The organism is Nocardioides sp. WG-D5 (genome assembly GCF_054031175.1).
Map to the genome: position 1 here is coordinate 3,300,235 of NZ_CM132928.1, position 16,972 is coordinate 3,317,206.

Genomic DNA, 16,972 nt, shown 5'->3' on the forward strand with positions numbered 1-16,972 from the left:
GGCTCCTCCCATGACGACCAACAGCCCTGCCAAGACCGCGATCGAGGAGATCACGGGGCACGAGGCGTGGGCGATCATCCGGCGCTCCTCGCGGGCGGGTGACCGCGACACGGTCGGCATGCTGGCAGGCACCCGGTCGGTGGTCGAGTCGTTGCTCGACGTACCTCTCGAGGAGGGCACCCCGGAGCCCGGCAAGGTCGCCGACCGGCTGCTCGCGGTGCCGTTCCGGCAGGTCAGCGAGCGAGGCTTCGAGGCCCACGACGACGGCACCCCGCTGGTGGTCGTCGACGTGGAGCGCGAGTGGGAGTTCTCGGTCGCCGAGGTCATCGACGCACTGCCCGAGGTCCCCGTGGAGTTCACCGACCGCGGGGGGTTCGACGTCGACGACGACACCTACGCCGACCTGGTCAAGACAGTCATCGAGGACGAGATCGGCCAGGGCGAGGGCGCCAACTTCGTGATCGGCCGCCACTACCGGGCGCAGCTCGACGACTGGAACCACGAGCGCGCGCTCACCGTGCTGCGTCGTCTGCTGGAGCGCGAGCGCGGGGCGTACTGGACCTACTGTTTCTTCACCGGCGACCGCTACCTCATCGGCGCCTCGCCGGAGCGCCACGTGAGCGTCCACGGCGGCGACGTCCGGATGAACCCGATCTCGGGCACCTTCCGGCTGCCGCGCGACCTCGAGGGAACGCCGGAGAAGATCGCCCACGACCTCAAGGGGCAGCTGACCGACTTCCTGACGGATCAGAAGGAGGTCTACGAGCTCTTCATGGTGGTCGACGAGGAGCTCAAGATGATGTGCGACATCTGCGACCAGGGCGGCCAGGTGCTCGGCCCGTTCCTGAAGCCGATGTCGCGGCTGATCCACACCGAATATCTGCTCGCCGGCCGCTCCGGGCGGGACCCGCGCGAGATCCTGCGCGACACGATGTACGCCGCCACCGTGACCGGCTCGCCGGTGGAGAACGCCTGCCGGCTGATCAAGAAGTACGAGCCGGAGGGCCGTGGCTACTACGGTGCCGCCCTCGCGCTGCTCGGCCGTGACGAGTCCGGCGCCCCGACGGTCGATTCGCCGATCGTGATCCGCACGGCGGACGTCTCCATCGACGGCCGGCTGAAGGTGAGCGCCGGCGCGACCCTCGTACGCGACTCCGACCCGAACTACGAGGTCGCCGAGACGCACGCCAAGGCCGGCGGCATCCTGTCCGCCTTCGGCCTGGTGCCGGCGGCACCTGCTTTGGCACAGGATGTGTCCGAGCTGGTCAACGACGAGGACCTGCTGCTGACCCTGGCCGCCCGCAACCGTCGGCTGTCGTCGTTCTGGCTGACCGACCAGGCCGACGAGGAGCCCTCGGCCCACCTCGCCGGCAAGCACGCGGTGATCCTCGACGGCGAGGACGACTTCGTGCGCATGCTGCGCCACGTGCTCCGGGTGCTCGGTATGACCTCGTCCGTGGTGCGCCACGAGGACTACTCCGAGGGTGCGTTCGAGGGTGCCGATCTCGTCATCGTCGGCCCCGGGCCCGGTGACCCGCGCGACGACGAGGACCCCAAGATGGGCAAGCTGCGGGCCGCTGTCGCGTCGCTGCTCGAGAGCGAGCAGCCGTTCCTGGCGGTCTGCCTCGGTCACCAGGCACTGTGCCACCAGCTCGGGATCGGGCTCCACTACAAGGACATCGTCTTCCAGGGCACCCAGACCCGGGTCGGCCTCGGGTTCGGCGGGCGGCCGCGCCGCGAGCGCGTCGGCTTCTACAACACCTTCGTCGGACGGGTCGGCTCCACGGAGCTGCCCGCGGGGGTGTCCGTGGACGCCGACCCCGAGACCGGCGACATCCACGCCATCTCCGGGCCCCACTACGCCGGCATCCAGTTCCACGCGGAGTCTGTCCTCACCGAGCGCGGCTACGACCTCATCCACGATGTCGTCAGCGACCTCCTCGCACAATGACCGACCGCGTGGTGGTGATCGATCATCACGACTCCTATGTGTGGAGCCTCGTCCACATGATCGCGCAGGTCAGCGGGGAGATGCCCGACGTCGTCGAGCACGACGAGGTGAAGCTCGGCGACCTCGCCGGCTACACCCACGTGGTGCTCTCGCCCGGGCCCGGCCACCCTGCCGACCCGGCGGACTTCGCGGTCGGGCGTGACGTACTCCTGGCGGCGGGGCGGCCCGTCCTCGGCGTCTGCCTGGGGATGCAGGGCCTGGTGACCGCCTACGGCGGCGTCGTCGACCGGATCGAGCCGGCCCACGGCGAGGTCGCGCAGGTGACCCATGACGGTCGCGGCGTCTTCGCGGGCCTTCCCTCGCCGCTCGAGGCGGTGCGCTACCACTCCCTTGCGGCCGTCTCCGTGCCCGATGTCCTCGAGGTCACGGCCCGTTCCGAGGACGGGGTCGTGATGGGCGTACGCCATCGTGAGCTGCCGCTCGAGGGCGTGCAGTTCCATCCCGAGTCGGTGCTCTCCCAGCACGGCGCGGCGATGGTCGCGAACTTCCTGAACCGGCAGGTCTGAGGCAGCGGTGAGGCACCGGTGAGCGTCGAGGACCTCTTCGCCGAGGTGGCCGCCGCACACCCCCGCTGCGTCTGGCTCGACGGCGGCGGGGCGCGGGAGTGGTCCGGCACCCGGTCCCTGATCGGCTGGCTGGAGGACGACGACGTCTCGCTGACCTACTCCGCCGCGCGCCGAGAGGTGCTGCGCCATGCCGGCGGCCGCTCCGAGGTCGTCGGCGACGACATCTGGGAGGTTCTCGAACGCGAGGTCGGGCCCGGGGAGCAGTGGTTCGGCTACCTCGGCTACGCGTGCCGTACGGATCTCCCGGCCACCCCCTCTCTCGACGTGCCGGACGCGGTGTGGATGCGCCCGTCCCATGTCCGTCTCTTCGACCACCCGCTCGGGGTAGTCGGGGATCAAACGGTCGCTCTACCCGTCGGTAACCGACCGTTTGATCCCCGACTATCCGCCTACCGCGCTGCCTTCGACCAGGTCCAGGAAGCCCTCCGGGCCGGCGACACCTACGAGGCCAACCTGACCTACCGCACTACGGTGCACGCGGAGGCCGACCCGGTGGAGACCTACCTGCGGCTCAGGAGCATCAACCCCGCCCCGTACGCAGGGTTCCTCCAGCACGACGTCGCCGGTCACACCGCGTGGTTGCTGAGCTCGAGCCCCGAGCGCTATGCGCTCATCGACGAAGACCGCACGATCGAGACGAGGCCGATCAAGGGGACGACCCCACGAGGCGCAACAGCAGAACAGGACGCCGCCAACGCGGAGCTGCTGCGTACCGATCCGAAGCTCCGCAGCGAGAACCTGATGATCACCGACCTGCTCCGCAACGACCTGGCGATGGTGTGCGAGCCGGGGACCGTGGAGGTGCCGGGGCTGATGCAGGTGGAGTCCTACGAGACCGTGCACCAGCTCGTCACCACGGTCAGGGGACATCTCAGCGACGGGATCACCACGGTCGAGGCCCTGCGCAGGCTCTTCCCCGCCGGCTCGATGACGGGCGCGCCCAAGCTGCGCACGATGGAGGTCATCGAGCGCGCCGAGCGGGACCTGGGCGGGCCGCGGGCGGCGTACGCCGGTGCGTTCGGCTGGATCTCCGGTGACGGACCGGCCGACCTCGGCGTCGTCATCCGCACGCTGACGACCCACGACACCCGCACCTGGCAGATCGGCACCGGTGGCGGGATCACCGTCAGATCCGACGTCGTCGAGGAGGCTGCCGAGGCGCGGTTGAAGGCCGACCGGGTGCGCGCTTCCCTCGGCAGATGATCAAGCAGGTGAAAAGACGGCGACACGTTGAGACAGCGGCCGTTGTCTATTGGATCGTTCATAAAACGGGGACTACCGTGGACTCATCATGGCCACCATCGATGACAAAGCCCTGCCACATGTGATCGTGCTCTTCGGTGCGACGGGTGATCTGGCGCGCCGCAAACTCCTGCCTGGCCTGCTCAGACTCAACGAGGCCGGGCTGATGACGGACGCCCAGATCGTCGGCACGTCGCTGGAGGAGATGTCCGACGAGGACTTCGTCGCCTTCGCCCGCGAGGCGTGCGAGGAGTTCGGCAAGGGCGAGATCACCGACGCGCGTTGGGAGGCCTTCGGCGGGATGCTCTCCTACGTCTCGACCAAGGAGGGACCGCACGCGCTCGCCGACGCGGTGAAGCTCGCCGAGAAGAAGCTGCAGGGGGTCGGCAGCGACGTACGCCGCCTCCACTACCTCAGCGTCCCGCCCAAGGCCGCCCAGGACGTGATCCGTCAGCTCGAGGAGGCCGACCTCGTCGAGCGCGCCCGGATCATCATGGAGAAGCCCTTCGGCACCGACCTCGAGTCGGCCAAGGAGCTCAACGCGAAGATCCACGAGGTCTTCACCGAGGAGCAGATCTTCCGGATCGACCACTTCCTCGGCAAGGAGGCCGCGCAGAACATCCTGGCCTTCCGCTTCGCCAACGGGCTCTTCGAGCCGATCTGGAACCGCAACTTCATCGACCACGTCCAGATCGACATCCCGGAGACGCTCGGCCTCGAGGGACGCACCGCCTTCTACGAAGGCACCGGCGCCTACCGCGACATGGTCGTCACCCACCTGATGCAGGTGCTGGCGTTCATGGCGATGGAGCCGCCGACGTCGCTGGCCCCCGACCCGATCGGCGAGGAGAAGAACAAGGTCTTCCGCTCGATCCAGCCGCTCGACCCGCGCAACGTGGTGCGTGGCCAATACTCCGGCTACCGCGGCAAGAACGAGGTCGCCGACGACTCCGACACCGAGACCTTCATCGCGATGAAGGTGATCATCGACAACTGGCGCTGGGCGGGTGTGCCGTTCTTCCTGCGCACCGGCAAGAAGCTGGCCGAGGGCGCGCGGATCATCTCGATCGCGTTCAAGGAGCCACCGCTGACGATGTTCCCGGCCAACTCCGGCGCCGGCACCCAGGGCCCCGACCACCTCACCTTCGACCTCGCCGACCAGTCGAAGATGTCGCTGTCGTTCTACGGCAAGCGTCCCGGGCCCGGGATGAAGCTGGAGAAGCTCTCCATGCAGTTCGCCACGCAGGAGACGAGCTCCTCGACCGGTGTCCTCGAGGCGTACGAACGCCTCATCCACGACGCCATGCGCGGCGACCACACCCTCTTCACCACCGCCGAGGGCATCGAGACGCTCTGGGAGATCTCCCAGCCGCTCCTCGACAACCCGCCGCCGGTCCGGCTCTACGCTCCCGGCTCCTGGGGCCCCAACTCGATCCACCAGCTGATCGCCCCGCACGCCTGGCGCCTCCCCTTCGAGCGTTCCTGGCGCGAGACGAAGAAGCACTAGCCGGAGCGGCACCCGATGGCGCCGACGCCCCGGCTACGGGGCGTTGGCGCTGAGCTGCTCGAGCAGAGCCTGGGCCGCTTGGTCCATCGCGTCGCCGTCGTAGGGCTCCAGGTCGACGGAGTTGAAGCTCTGGATGAGGGCGCCGTTCTGGACGAAGCCGGTGACGGCGTACGAGCTGACGCCCTGCTGCTTCACCAGCCTGGCGTCGTCGGCGCCCTCGACCTCGGGTTCGCTGACCTTGCCCGACTGGACGTCCATGGTCTTCCACGCTTCCGCGAGGGTGCCCTTGAAGGGCAGGTAGTTCAGCTCGTACGCCGTCCCACCCGACTTCTCGGGAAGCAGTGCGCAGCGGGGTGCCGCCGAGGTGCCCTTCTCGACGCGGAGCTGGGCGCCGAGTGCTTTCTCGACGGGAGCGATGTCGAGCCCATCGCACGGGTTGAACGTCTCCTTGGCGGAGTGATCAGAGCCCGATGCAGAGCCCGATGCAGAGGCCGATGCGGATGCGGACGGGGCGGGATCCTCGGCTCCGCAGGCAGCGAGGGAGAGCAGCGCCAGCAGAGCGGGCGCCAGGACGGCGTATCTCAACGATTCAGCCCTTCATTGTTCAACACAGCCGTGGGCGGTTCGGTCGGCCGGGGTGAGGCCGCGCCGGGCAGGCGCAGGGTCATCCGTGCACCGCCGAACGGGGAACGGGCCGTGGAGACCGACCCGCCGGTGCGTTCGGCGACCTGCCGGACGATAGCGAGACCGAGCCCCGACCCGGGCATCGAACGGGCCTCGGTGGAGCGGTAGAACCGGTCGAAGACGTAGGGGATGTCGTCCTCGGCGATGCCCGGTCCCTCGTCGTCGACGTTGAGCACGCCGGCGTGCAGGGAGATGTGCACCGTGCCGGAGTCCGGGGACCACTTGGCGGCGTTGTCGAGCAGGTTGGTGACCGCCCGCTCCAGCGAGCTGGCGTCGCCCATGACCCACCACGACGACATCTCCTCGGTGAAGGTCACCGACGGCGCGCGCAGACGGACCCGGGAGAGCGCCCGGTCCACCACGTCGGAGAGGTCGACCGTCTCCAGCGTCGGCTCGGCAGGCTCGTCGCGGGCCAGCTCGACGAGGTCGCCGATCAGGTTGGTGAGCTCCTCGATCTGGGCGCGGATGTCCCCGAGCAGATCGGCCCGCTGCTCGCCCGAGATCGAGGCGTCTGCCTGGGTGAGCAGCTCGACGTTGGTGCGGAGCGAGGTCAGCGGCGTACGCAGCTCGTGCGAGGCGTCCGCGACCAGCTGCCGCTGCCGGTCCCGGGAGGCGGAGACCGCGGACAGCATGCGGTTGAACGAGGTCGCCAGCCTGGCGATCTCGTCGTCGCCCTCGACCGGGAGCGGGGTGAGGTCCTCCGTGGTCGCGATCCGGTCGACCGAGGCGGTCAGCCGCCTCACCGGCCGCAGCCCGCCCGCCGCCACGACCCACCCGGCGAAGGCCGCCGCAACCACCCCCGCCGCGCCGAAGAAGAGCACGACGAAGCCGAGTCGCTTGTACATCGCCTGCTGCGGCTCCAGCGACTGCGCCAGCATCAGTGCAGTGTCGCTCTCCGGGATGGGCACGCTCACCACCCGGAAGACACCGCTCTGGGTGTGTACGGTCCGGACCGCCTGCTTCGCGTGGCCCTTCGCTACCGCCTCTTCAGGCTCCCCTGGCAGTGGAAACGTGCCGTACGTCGGCGACCAGTAGTTGTGTGCGTCGGCAACCTCCGCGATCTGGATGTCGCCGGCGTTCAGCACCCAGGTCGGAAATGCTGCACCGGTCCGGGTGTCTTGGATGGACGCGGTGTTCGCGGCAGCGACACTGGCCCGCTTCAGCAGCGACTCGTCCATGTTGGCCTGCAGCTGGATGCGTACGACGAAATAGAGCCCGATCGCGATCATCGCGATCGAGCCGGCGACCGCGAGGGTCGTCAGCAGGGTGACCCGGCCCGCCAGGGAGCCGCGGTAGCGCGAGCTGGTGGCCGTCATGGTCATCGCGCTGCTCACGGCTCCTTCAGCACGTAGCCGATGCCGCGTACGGTGTGGATCAGCCGGGCCTCACCCTCGGCCTCGGTCTTGCGGCGCAGGTAGCCGACGTAGACCTCCAGCGAGTTGGCCGTGGTCGGAAAGTCGTAGCCCCACACCTCTTCGAGGATGAACGACCGGTCGAGTACGCGGCGAGGCCGGCGCAGGAACATCTCGAGGAGCGTGAACTCGGTGCGGGTGAGCTCGATGGCCCGATCGCCGCGGGTGACCTCGCGGGTCGTGGTGTTCATGGTGAGGTCGGCGAAGGAGAGGGTCTCCTCGTCCTCCTCGCCGATCGGCGCGGCCCGGCGCAGCAGCGCACGCAGGCGGGCGAGCAGCTCCTCGAGCGCGAACGGCTTGGTGAGGTAGTCGTCGGCGCCGGCGTCCAGGCCGTCGACCCGGTCACCGACCGCGTCGCGGGCGGTCAGCACCAGGATGGGTACGTCGTTGCCCGCTGCCCGCAGCGCCTTGGTGGCCTCGATGCCGTCGAGCCGGGGCATCATCACGTCCATCACGACGACGTCGGGGCCGTGGTTGGCGATCCCGGCGAGCGCCTCGGCGCCGTCGCCGGCCAGGGCGACCACGTAGCCGTTGAACTCCAGGGACCGGCGCAGGGATTCGCGCACGGCCTTGTCGTCATCGACGACCAGCACGTGCGGCTTGTCGCCGGAAGCGTCGCTGGGGGTGGCAGGGCTGTTCACACTCCTACCCTGCCACCCCTCGCTGAGGCGCCGCTGAGAGACAGCGCGTGTCTTCCTAAGCGTTCTCCTTGCGGAACGTGGAGATGCCCCACCAGACGGAGAGCGCGAACAGGACCAGGGTCCAGCCGACGCCCCAGCCGATGTCGGCGATCCCGAGGTCACCGAAGAACGAGGCTCGCACCGCGTCGACGATGTGCTTGGTCGGGATGATGTCGGCCAGCGTCTCCAGCCACTGGGCACCGAAGCTCATCGGCAGGAAGATGCCCGAGAGGAGCAGGATCGGCATCAGCAGCATGTTGGTCACCGGCGCCATCACGTCCTCGCTCTTGACGAGCAGCGCGAACGCGTTGGAGGCGGCGGCCCCGGCGCCACCGATCAGCACCGTGATCGCGATGCCGACGAGGATGCCGAGCGGCTTGAAGTCCATGCCCATCACCAGGCCGAGCGCGACCAGGATGATCGCCTGCACCAGGATCTGCAGCAGGTCACGGTAGAGGCGCCCGAAGAGCAGCGCCCCGCGCGAGGCCGGGGTGACCCGCTCCGCCTCGATGACGCCCTCGCGCCACTCGCCGATGAGCGAGAAGCCGGCGAACATCGCGCCGAAGACACCGAGCTGGACGAGCATGCCGGGGACGAACCAGTTGTAGGCGTTGCCGCCGAGCTGCTCGATCAGCGGCTCGAGCAGCGGCCCGAAGAGCAGCAGGTAGAGGATCGGCTGCATCACTCCGATGAGCACCCAGGCCGGGTTGCGGAGGTTCATCCGCAGCTGACGGTTGAAGACGACGAACGACTCCCGCAGGAAGCCGGACTTGAGGACGGGCTGCTGGAACTCGGTCATCACTTCGCCCCCGAATTCTGCTCAGCCTCTTCGGCCTCGGGTGCGCCTTCCTCGGCGTCGCGCAGCGAGCGCCCGGTCAGCGTCAGGAAGACGTCGTCCAGGGTGGGCCGGGCCACCTCGATCGACTCGAGGGAGACGCCGTTGGACTCCAGGTCGCGCAGCAGGCCGGGGACGGCCTTCCCGGCCCGCGGCACCCGGCCGCTGACCAGTCGTTCGTCGACCTCGACGTTCTCCGAGATCGACCCGAGCTTCTCCCGGGCGATCGCGACCTGCTCGTCGGTGGCGACCTCGAGGGAGACCAGGTCGCCGGAGACCGCCGCCTTGAGGTTCTCCGGGGTGTCGTTGGCGACGATGCGGCCCTGGTCGATGACCATCACCCGGTCGGCGAGGGTGTCGGCCTCGTCGAGGTAGTGGGTGGTCAGGAAGACCGTCGCCCCGTGGTCCGTACGCAGCGAGGCGATGTGGTCCCACAGGTTGGCTCGCGCCTGCGGGTCGAGCCCGGTGGTGGGCTCGTCGAGGAAGACCAGCTTGGGGGCATGGATCAGCGCCATCGCGATGTCGAGTCGGCGCTTCTGGCCGCCGGACATGTTGCGCGGCTTGCGGCGCCAGAGCCCTTCGAGCTGAAGCCTCTCGAAGAGCGCCTGCCCGTGGGCGACGGCGTCCTTCTTGGACATCCCGTAGAGCATTCCGTGGTCGACGACCTCGTCGCCCGCGTAGGCGCCGGAGAAGGTCGATCCGACCTGGGAGCAGTAGCCGATGCTGCGTCGGACGTCGACGGACTGCGTGGCCACGTCGAAGCCGGCCACCGTGGCGGTGCCAGCCGTCGGCTTGAGGAGGGTGGTGAGGATGCGGAGAGTGGTGGTCTTGCCGGCGCCGTTGGGCCCCAGGAAGCCGACCACCTCGCCCTCTTCGACGTCGAGGTCGACCCCGTCGACCGCGACGACTTCTTTCTTCTGCTTGCCATGGCCGGAGGCGAAGGTGTGCCTCAGGCCGCGTGCGTGAATCATGTGTCACTCCCTTGTGCGTGCGAGTCCAGACAAGCACGGACCACGGACAACAATCACCCGGTTTTCCCGGGTGTTCAAAGTTGAATAGCGCGAGTGTTCAATTTTGAACGCGGGTTGTCAAACCGATTCCCCCCGGGAGTGTGGAGGCTCAGCCCCGCAGCATCTCGCGATAGCGCTTCCGGTCGGCGTCCATCTGCCACCCCGGGTCGTCGTCGGCGGGCGTCCAGCCGGGTGCGTCGCCGGCGAAGAACAGCTTGCCGCTGCGTACGTCGTCCAGCACCTCGACCAGCCAGGACCGCTCGGAGCGGAGCTTGTCGATCTGGAGGTGCAGGCCGCTGACGGTGTGGGGCGGTGCCATGCGCGCATTCACCCGGGCCGCGGCGTCGAGCTCCTTGATCGTGCGCTCCAGGTTCTTCAGCCGGACGCTCAGGTGCTGGACCGCGGCCGGCCGCTCCAGCAGTGGCGCGAGCGAGAAGGCGGCGTAGAAGGAGAGCCCGTTGTAGGCGTCGACGGCCTCCAGCGAACGGGTGATCAGACGTTCCAGCTCCGCGCGGCCGCCGGTGCTGATCTCGTAGACCGCGACCGTACGCCCGTTGTCCACCAGATCGTGCCTGGTCAGATGGCCCTTGTCGGCGAGCGAGGTCAGCGCGTGGTAGATCGAGCCCGGGTTGATGTTGGCCCATTGGTCGACCTGCCACGACATCAGCTCGCGCCGGATCTGGTAGCCGTTGACGGGTTCGAACAGCGCCACCGCTCCGAGCAGCAGCATCCGTGTGTCGTCTCCGGCCATAGGGAGATTCTAGGGGCGGCACGACGTGACCTCAGGGGGACGTCAGCTGCCAGAGATGGCCGTCGGGGTCCGCGACGACGGCGCGGTACTCACCCCACGGTGCCGCCTCCGGCCCGAGTACGCCGCGGCCGAACGCCGTCGCGGCCGCATAACGAGCCTCCACGTCGTCGCGGGAGCCGAGCCCGATGGTGACCAGGCACTGCTTCGGGCCCTCCGCTGCGGGCAGGGTCGCCGCATCCATCGGCTCGTCCCCGAGTTGGCCGGTGACCCACTTGAATCCGCCGGTGGGGATCATCATCACCTCGCAGGTCTCCGACAGGGTCGCGCGGAGCGGCTCGGGGACCCCGTCAGGAGCGAGCTCGCCGGGAGTCTCGAGGCCGAGGCCGTCGCGGAGGAACACGTGGGACCGGGACCGGTCGCGGGTGGGCAGGGCGATCGTCGTACGCATCGGGTTCTCCTCAGTGGCAGCAGTGGTCGGAGTCGTGGTCATGCGGACTACGTTAAACATAGTTGATACTCTTGTGAAGAGAGTCAGGAGGATCGATGCCGAAGAAGCAGACGTACGCTGACCTGGGTGATGCCTGCGCGACCGCGCACGCGATGGACGTCATCGGGGACCGGTGGAGCATCGTGATCGCGCGCGAGCTGATGCTCGGTCCGCGCCGCTTCGCCGACCTCGCCTCGGCGGTCGTCGGGATCACGCCCGCGGTCCTCACCGCCAGGCTCAAGGCGCTGCGGGAGACCGGCGTCGTCGAGCAGGCACAGCTCGACGACCTCGGCCAGACCCGCGTCTACCGGCTCACCGCATGGGGGCAGGAGCTGGAGGACGTGATGCGCTCCCTCGGCCGCTGGGCCCAACGCTCGCCCGGGTTCCCGGTGCCGGAGGGGAGCATGACCCCCGACGGGGTGATCGTCGCGATGCGCACGATGGCGGCGTACGCCGCCATGCCGGAGTGGGGCGACGGCCCGGTCAGAATCGCCATCGAACTGCACGACGAGCGGCGTCCCGCCGCGGGCGTACGCCGCTACCGGCTGCACTGGGACGAGGACCGTTTCGAGCTGACCGAGGGTGCGGACGAGGCGCCCGATGCGACCGTCGCCGGCGACTCCTCCGCGTGGGCGGGCGTGGTCTTCGCCGGTGAGCCGGTCGACGCGATGGGTATCGAGGGCGACCGGCGGGCCGTGGAACGGGTCGCTGCTGCGTACGCGGCCATCGCGTAGGCCCACGATTTCACGGACGCGGCGGGACCTCTGGCACTGACGACGTGTAGTTCGGTCTCACTACCCTCGATGGGATCGAATGACTCGGAGAGGATCGACGTGACCCTGAACCTGACCTACGGGGACCTCGGAGACGCCTGCGCAGCAGCGCACGCGCTGGACCTGATCGGCGACAGGTGGAGCCTCATCGTCGTGCGCGAGCTGATGTTCGGGCCGCGCACCGCGCGTGACCTGGAATCGTCGGTGATCGGGGTCGGCGCCGACGAGCTGAAGGACCGGCTGCAGTTCCTCGAGCACGCCGGCGTCGTCGTCGAGACCGAGCTCGGCTACATCACCAAGACGACGGCCTACGCCCTCACCCCGTGGGGACGCGAGCTCGAGACGATCCTCGGGGCGCTCGGACGCTGGGCCCACGGCTCGTCCCGCTTCCCGATCATGACCGCCGGGATGACGCCGAGCGGCGTGATGGTGGCGATGCGCACGATGGTGCCCGCCGGCAGCGCGACGACCCCGGAGCCGATCACCGTGGCCTGGGAGCTCACCGACGCACGCCGTCCCGACGCCGACCCACAGCAGTTCCGGCTGGTCTGGACGGGCAACCAGTTCGACCTCGCCGAGGGCACCCTCGAGGACGCCGACGTCACCGTCGCCGGCGACTCGACGGCCTGGACCGGCGTCGTGTTCATGGGCTTCCCGGTGGACGCGGCGATCGCCGAGGCCGGGCTCCGGGTGGAGGGTGACCGCGCTGCGCTGGACCGCGTGCTCGGGCTGTTCGCGAACACGCTCGCCGAGGCCAGTTGACGACGTCGGCTCCACGGGAGAGGCCGATTCCTGACCGGGTCGACCGTCATGCCGCGCTGTTCAACACCTGCCAGCGATCGGGACGGTGGGACGACTTCGTGGCGACGTTCGCGGAGGACGCCGAGATGAGGTTCGTCGGGGTCCCGGCGGGTCCCTTCCATGGACGCGAGGCCATCCTCGCGGCCTACCTGGCGCAGCCGCCGGACGACACGATGACGGTCGACTCGGTGACGACCGACGGTGCGACCGACCGCGTTCGCTTCCGGTGGGACGAGGGCGGAGCGGGGACGATGACCGTGACCTGGCGCGGCGACCTGGTCGCGGTCCTCGAGGTCGCCTTCGACTGATCCGTGCGGCGCCCGAGGATGCCGCGGCTACGGGGTCGGCGAGACCGGATCGGCGCAGAAGGCGACCAGCTCGCCGCGGGCCTTGCCCTGCTCGATCATCTGGCCCACCTCGAGGGTGACGTGCTTCAGCTCGCCGAGCGGGGAGCGGATGATGGCGCTCTCGCGGCGCCACGGCGCGATCGTCGGCGGAGCCACGCAGTGGTGCTGCTCGAGCATCGCGGCGAGCTCGGGCTGCTCCCGCTTCGCCAGCGACCGGGGCTCGGCCGGCGTCGTGATGGCCACCAGACAGAAGGCCGCCAGCGCCGTCAGCGCGCATACCTTCATGGCGACGACGACCAGCGTCAGAGGTCGCGGGGTGTCCGAGTGCACGCGTATCCAACGACTGATCGCTGTCCCGGTGACGGGTCGTTCCGACACTATGACGAAAGTCCCATCCGGACACCGGGAGCGGAGCCGGAGCAGAGTCGCTAGTGTCGCGTCATGCCTTCCCGTACGTCTTCCTGGTTCTCCTCGCCCGCCGAGGCCGTCACCCGTCTGGGAGACGTCGGCTACCTGGCGGACGCCTCGACCGCGTTGACGACCTACCTCGCGGGTGCGCTGGAGAAGCCGGTGCTCATCGAGGGGCCTGCCGGGGTGGGCAAGACCGAGCTGGCCAAGGCCATCACCCGCGCGACCGGCGCCGAGCTGGTCAGGCTGCAGTGCTACGAGGGCCTCGACGAGGCGCGGGCGCTGTACGAGTGGAACTACAAGAAGCAGCTGCTTCGGATCCAGGCCGCCGGTGACGGCCAGGCGTGGGAGGAGACCCACGACGACATCTTCTCCGAAGAGTTCCTGCTGACCCGGCCGCTGCTGACCGCGATCCGCCGCGAGGAGCCGACGGTGCTGCTCATCGACGAGGTCGACAAGACCGACGTCGAGGTCGAGGGGCTGCTGCTCGAGGTGCTCTCCGACTTCCAGGTGACCATCCCCGAGCTCGGCACGATGACCTCGACCCGCCGGCCGCTGGTCGTGCTCACCTCCAACGCCACCCGCGAGCTCTCCGAGGCGCTCAAGCGACGCTGCCTCTACCTCCACCTCGACTACCCCGACGCCGACCGGGAGCGCGAGATCGTGCTCTCCCAGGTCCCCGGGCTCGACGACAAGGTCGCCCGCCAGCTGGTCTCGGTGGTGGGCAGGCTGCGCGAGCTGGAGCTCAAGAAGTCGCCCTCGATCGCCGAATCCGTCGACTGGGCACGCACCCTGATCGCGCTCGAGATCACCGACCTCTCCGACAAGGCCGTCGCCGACACCCTCGGCGTCGTGCTCAAGCACTCCTCCGACGTCGACCGTGCGGTCCGAGAGCTGCGGTTGAAGCGGTGACCCTCCTCGACCGGCACATCGAGTTCCTCGAAGCACTTCGGGGAGCAGGGCTGCCGGTGTCGCTCTCCGAGGGCCTGGACGCGGTCACCGCGCTCGGCCTGATCGGCTGGAACGACCGGACCCAGGTCAAGGAGGCGTACGCCGCGACCCTGGTCAAGCGCGCCAACCAGCGCGCCACCTTCGACGGCCTCTTCGAGCTCTACTTCCCGCGGATGGTCGGCTCGGGCACGTCGCCCTCGCTGACGGGCGAGGCCGAGTCCGCCGGGGCGGTGAAGGACGGACCCGAGGCGCTCGGCGAGTTCACCGAGCGGCTGGCGGCGGCGCTGGAGGCCGACGACGCCGAGATGCTCCGCCAGCTGGCCGCCGAGGCGGTGGCACGCTTCGGCGCGATGCCCGGCCGCGGCCCGGGACTGAGCTCGTGGTCCTCCTACACCGCGCTGCGCCGGCTCTCGACCGACGAGCTCACCTCGCGACTCATCGAGGGCCTCCAGCAGGGCGGCTGGACCGAGGAGGAGGCGGCGCGCGTCGGGACCCGGCGCGTGGATCGGTTCAGCGGTCTCGTCGAGGCCGACGCCCGCCGCCGGATCGCGGAGGAGAAGGGTCCCGAGCAGATCGCCAAGATCGCCGTCCGCCCGACGATCGAGAAGCTCGACTTCCTGCACGCGCGGCGGGCCGACCTGGAGGCGCTACGACGCGAGATCTACCCGTTGGCGCGCCGGCTGGCGACCAGGCTCACCCAGGAGCACCACGCTCGCCGGCGCGGAGCGGTGGACCTGCGACGTACGCTGCGGTCCTCGATGTCCACCGGTGGCGTACCCGTCGACCTGCGATACCGGCCCAAGCGCCCGCACCGCACCGAGCTGGTGATCCTGTGCGACGTGTCCGGCTCGGTGTCCAACTTCGCGACCTTCACGCTGATGCTCGTCTTCGCGCTGCGGGAGCAGTTCGGCAAGGTGCGCGCGTTCACCTTCGTCGACGAGATCCACGAGGTCACCTCCTACTTCCGTCCCGGCGCCGACCTGGTCGACACGATGACCGAGCTGACCAAGGCGACCGAGCACGCGGCCCGGATGGGACGCACCAACTACGGCCGGGCCTTCTCGCTCTTCCAGGAGCGGCATGCCGACGCCCTCGGTCCGAAGTCGTCGCTGCTGATCCTCGGCGATGCCCGGTCCAACTACTCCGACCTCGCCGTCGGCTCGCTGCGCGCGATGGCCGAGTCGGCGCGGCACTCCTACTGGCTCAACCCCGAGGTCCGTACGCAGTGGGACACCGGTGACTCGGAGGCGACCCGCTACGGGTCGATCATCGAGATGCGGGAGTGCCGCAACCTCACCCAGCTCTCCGAGTTCGTCCACGACCTCGCCTGAGCGGGGCTTGACGGTGGTCGGGGACTGTTTCTTCGTGGTCGGCGGCCCCAAGTGTGGCCGGGAAGCACTCGCTCCTCCGGAGGTAGTCGCTCGCGGTGAACGAAAATTCATTCACCTGACGCTGGCCGCGGGTCCCTGGAGGTGAACGAAAATTCGTTCGGGGTCTCGCCGCGAATGAATTTTCATTCACCCATCCAACAAGCCCTGCTCGAACGAAAATTCGTTCGCCTCGGCCCTACTGCAGCTTCAGATCGAGCCCGTAGACGATCCGGTCGGCGACGCCGACGGAGTCGGTGATGCACACGACCCGGTCATCAGCGAGGAAGCGACGCCGGTCGGACAACACGGGTGTGCCGTCGGGGATCTGCAGGTCGAAGGTCTCCTGCGGCGTCGGCATCCGGGACTCGATGTCCATGGCGACGGTGGTGACCTTCACGCCGACCGTGGCCAGCAGGTCCTTGATCGGCGGCTGCGGCCAGTCGTCGCTCGGCGTGGCCAGCGGGGTGTCGATGACCAGCGGATACGGGATGTAGGCCGTGGTGCGGTATTCGGCGGTGTCGCCGCTGATGAAGAACGTGTAGGTGGTGCTGAGCAGCTCGCTGCGCGGGTCGAGCTCGAAGGCCTCCCCGAGCTTCTCGCCCGCCGGGATGACCTCGTAGGAGTGCTCGACCGAGATGCCGTCGTCCGGTCCGCGCGGCGGCTGGTGGTAGGCCGCATCGGGCTTCGCCGGGTGGCTCGGGTCGGTGATCAGCATGCTCATCAAGTCGTAGCGGGTCTTGGTGGCGTCGCGTACGAAGACGCCGCGACCCTGCTCGCTGGTGATGAGGCCCTCGTTGCGCAGCACCGCCAGGCCGCGCCGGATCGTGGCGCGGTCGTAGGGGAAGGTGTCCATCAGCTCGGGCTCGGTCGGTAGACGCTCGCCGGGCAGATAGGTGCCGTCGTCGATCTGGGCCCGCAGATAGTCGGCCACGTGGAGGTATTTCGGCAGGCCGCGCGGACGGGGGTTGCTCATAGGAGAACACGTTACTGAGCCGTACAGATCCCGAATAGCCGCATAGCCCCACCCTTTCCGCCTTGACCCGTTGCAATGAGTGGACTTATGGTCGAAGTCGTCTCGGGGCGTTGGGCGCATGGCCCAGTCGTGAACCGGCGTCTCGAGGCACTCAAACGACGAGA

18 protein-coding genes are annotated in these 16,972 nt (G+C 69.0%); 9 read left to right on the plus strand and 9 right to left on the minus strand.

Translation table 11 applies throughout. The features are described 5' to 3' along the window. The first annotated feature begins 10 nt into the window (after nt 1–10). The 4 genes from ACWZJV_RS16045 to zwf all read left to right on the plus strand — a co-directional run bounded on the left by ACWZJV_RS16045 (nt 11) and on the right by zwf (nt 5,326). On the plus strand, nt 11–1,951 hold the full coding sequence (locus tag ACWZJV_RS16045) for an anthranilate synthase family protein (RefSeq protein WP_457177099.1): 1,941 nt from the start codon (nt 11–13) through the stop codon (nt 1,949–1,951). Beyond that, complete coding sequence (locus tag ACWZJV_RS16050; protein WP_196875856.1) at nt 1,948–2,517, plus strand: anthranilate synthase component II; 570 nt, start codon at nt 1,948–1,950, stop codon at nt 2,515–2,517. The genes ACWZJV_RS16045 and ACWZJV_RS16050 overlap by 4 nt, the downstream gene beginning before the upstream one ends. A gap of 18 nt (nt 2,518–2,535) precedes the next feature. Then, nucleotides 2,536–3,780: an anthranilate synthase component I family protein gene (locus ACWZJV_RS16055; protein WP_457177101.1), complete on the plus strand. Its 1,245-nt coding sequence runs from the start codon at nt 2,536–2,538 to the stop codon at nt 3,778–3,780. Between the two features lie 88 nt (nt 3,781–3,868). Continuing rightward, a complete protein-coding gene (gene zwf, locus ACWZJV_RS16060) occupies nt 3,869–5,326 on the plus strand; it encodes a glucose-6-phosphate dehydrogenase (protein ID WP_008356111.1) in 1,458 nt (485 codons plus the stop codon). Between the two features lie 33 nt (nt 5,327–5,359). On the opposite strand, the gene ACWZJV_RS16065 is transcribed toward zwf, so the two are convergent. From ACWZJV_RS16065 to ACWZJV_RS16095, 7 genes are all read right to left on the minus strand, one after another. Next, nucleotides 5,360–5,911, minus strand: coding sequence for a hypothetical protein (locus tag ACWZJV_RS16065; RefSeq protein WP_457177104.1), 552 nt, complete (start codon nt 5,909–5,911; stop codon nt 5,360–5,362). Next, the gene (locus tag ACWZJV_RS16070; protein WP_457177105.1) at nt 5,908–7,344 is read right to left on the minus strand and encodes an ATP-binding protein; all 1,437 of its coding nucleotides are present in this window, start codon (nt 7,342–7,344) and stop codon (nt 5,908–5,910) included. The genes ACWZJV_RS16065 and ACWZJV_RS16070 overlap by 4 nt, the downstream gene beginning before the upstream one ends. Then, nucleotides 7,341–8,063, minus strand: coding sequence for a response regulator transcription factor (locus ACWZJV_RS16075; protein WP_307785700.1), 723 nt, complete (start codon nt 8,061–8,063; stop codon nt 7,341–7,343). The genes ACWZJV_RS16070 and ACWZJV_RS16075 overlap by 4 nt, the downstream gene beginning before the upstream one ends. A gap of 55 nt (nt 8,064–8,118) precedes the next feature. Continuing rightward, the gene (locus ACWZJV_RS16080) at nt 8,119–8,901 is read right to left on the minus strand and encodes an ABC transporter permease (RefSeq protein WP_457177107.1); all 783 of its coding nucleotides are present in this window, start codon (nt 8,899–8,901) and stop codon (nt 8,119–8,121) included. Next, complete coding sequence (locus tag ACWZJV_RS16085) at nt 8,901–9,908, minus strand: ATP-binding cassette domain-containing protein (RefSeq protein WP_008356116.1); 1,008 nt, start codon at nt 9,906–9,908, stop codon at nt 8,901–8,903. Before ACWZJV_RS16085 ends, ACWZJV_RS16080 begins: the two co-directional genes overlap by 1 nt. Nucleotides 9,909–10,056: 148 nt before the next feature. After that, nucleotides 10,057–10,698, minus strand: coding sequence for a PadR family transcriptional regulator (locus ACWZJV_RS16090; protein ID WP_457177110.1), 642 nt, complete (start codon nt 10,696–10,698; stop codon nt 10,057–10,059). A 31-nt stretch (nt 10,699–10,729) separates the two neighbouring features. Beyond that, nucleotides 10,730–11,188 (minus strand): VOC family protein, encoded by a 459-nt coding sequence (locus ACWZJV_RS16095; RefSeq protein ID WP_457177112.1) that lies wholly within the window; start codon nt 11,186–11,188, stop codon nt 10,730–10,732. A gap of 53 nt (nt 11,189–11,241) precedes the next feature. Between ACWZJV_RS16095 and ACWZJV_RS16100 the strand changes: the two genes are divergently transcribed. The 3 genes from ACWZJV_RS16100 (at nt 11,242) to ACWZJV_RS16110 (ending at nt 13,067) form a co-directional block, all read left to right on the plus strand. Continuing rightward, a complete protein-coding gene (locus tag ACWZJV_RS16100; RefSeq protein WP_457177113.1) occupies nt 11,242–11,919 on the plus strand; it encodes a winged helix-turn-helix transcriptional regulator in 678 nt (225 codons plus the stop codon). A gap of 99 nt (nt 11,920–12,018) precedes the next feature. After that, the gene (locus ACWZJV_RS16105; protein ID WP_457177115.1) at nt 12,019–12,720 is read left to right on the plus strand and encodes a winged helix-turn-helix transcriptional regulator; all 702 of its coding nucleotides are present in this window, start codon (nt 12,019–12,021) and stop codon (nt 12,718–12,720) included. Then, nucleotides 12,717–13,067: a nuclear transport factor 2 family protein gene (locus ACWZJV_RS16110; protein ID WP_457177117.1), complete on the plus strand. Its 351-nt coding sequence runs from the start codon at nt 12,717–12,719 to the stop codon at nt 13,065–13,067. The genes ACWZJV_RS16105 and ACWZJV_RS16110 overlap by 4 nt, the downstream gene beginning before the upstream one ends. Before the next feature lie 27 nt (nt 13,068–13,094). Here the strand turns inward: ACWZJV_RS16110 and ACWZJV_RS16115 are convergent, their stop codons facing one another. Continuing rightward, nucleotides 13,095–13,436, minus strand: a complete 342-nt coding sequence (locus ACWZJV_RS16115) for a hypothetical protein (protein ID WP_008356122.1) — start codon at nt 13,434–13,436, stop codon at nt 13,095–13,097. Between the two features lie 111 nt (nt 13,437–13,547). Between ACWZJV_RS16115 and ACWZJV_RS16120 the strand changes: the two genes are divergently transcribed. Both ACWZJV_RS16120 and ACWZJV_RS16125 read left to right on the plus strand, forming a co-directional pair. Next, a complete protein-coding gene (locus tag ACWZJV_RS16120) occupies nt 13,548–14,426 on the plus strand; it encodes an AAA family ATPase (protein WP_008356123.1) in 879 nt (292 codons plus the stop codon). Then, nucleotides 14,423–15,796 carry a vWA domain-containing protein gene (locus ACWZJV_RS16125; protein WP_457177119.1) on the plus strand — a complete coding sequence of 458 codons (1,374 nt, stop codon included), beginning with the start codon at nt 14,423–14,425 and terminating at the stop codon, nt 15,794–15,796. The genes ACWZJV_RS16120 and ACWZJV_RS16125 overlap by 4 nt, the downstream gene beginning before the upstream one ends. 235 nt (nt 15,797–16,031) lie before the next feature. Here the strand turns inward: ACWZJV_RS16125 and ACWZJV_RS16130 are convergent, their stop codons facing one another. Then, on the minus strand, nt 16,032–16,808 hold the full coding sequence (locus ACWZJV_RS16130) for a GntR family transcriptional regulator (RefSeq protein ID WP_008356128.1): 777 nt from the start codon (nt 16,806–16,808) through the stop codon (nt 16,032–16,034). Nucleotides 16,809–16,972 lie beyond the last annotated feature (164 nt).

What these genes read in the sequence shown, in the direction of transcription:
- ACWZJV_RS16045 (WP_457177099.1), top strand. Translation starts at nt 11, where the DNA reads ATGACGACCAACAGCCCTGCCAAGACCGCGATCGAGGAGATCACGGGG.
- ACWZJV_RS16050 (WP_196875856.1), top strand. Translation starts at nt 1,948, where the DNA reads ATGACCGACCGCGTGGTGGTGATCGATCATCACGACTCCTATGTGTGG.
- zwf (WP_008356111.1), top strand. Translation starts at nt 3,869, where the DNA reads ATGGCCACCATCGATGACAAAGCCCTGCCACATGTGATCGTGCTCTTC.
- ACWZJV_RS16080 (WP_457177107.1), bottom strand. Translation starts at nt 8,901, where the DNA reads ATGACCGAGTTCCAGCAGCCCGTCCTCAAGTCCGGCTTCCTGCGGGAG.
- ACWZJV_RS16085 (WP_008356116.1), bottom strand. Translation starts at nt 9,908, where the DNA reads ATGATTCACGCACGCGGCCTGAGGCACACCTTCGCCTCCGGCCATGGC.
- ACWZJV_RS16090 (WP_457177110.1), bottom strand. Translation starts at nt 10,698, where the DNA reads ATGGCCGGAGACGACACACGGATGCTGCTGCTCGGAGCGGTGGCGCTG.
- ACWZJV_RS16095 (WP_457177112.1), bottom strand. Translation starts at nt 11,188, where the DNA reads ATGACCACGACTCCGACCACTGCTGCCACTGAGGAGAACCCGATGCGT.
- ACWZJV_RS16100 (WP_457177113.1), top strand. Translation starts at nt 11,242, where the DNA reads ATGCCGAAGAAGCAGACGTACGCTGACCTGGGTGATGCCTGCGCGACC.
- ACWZJV_RS16120 (WP_008356123.1), top strand. Translation starts at nt 13,548, where the DNA reads ATGCCTTCCCGTACGTCTTCCTGGTTCTCCTCGCCCGCCGAGGCCGTC.
- ACWZJV_RS16130 (WP_008356128.1), bottom strand. Translation starts at nt 16,808, where the DNA reads ATGAGCAACCCCCGTCCGCGCGGCCTGCCGAAATACCTCCACGTGGCC.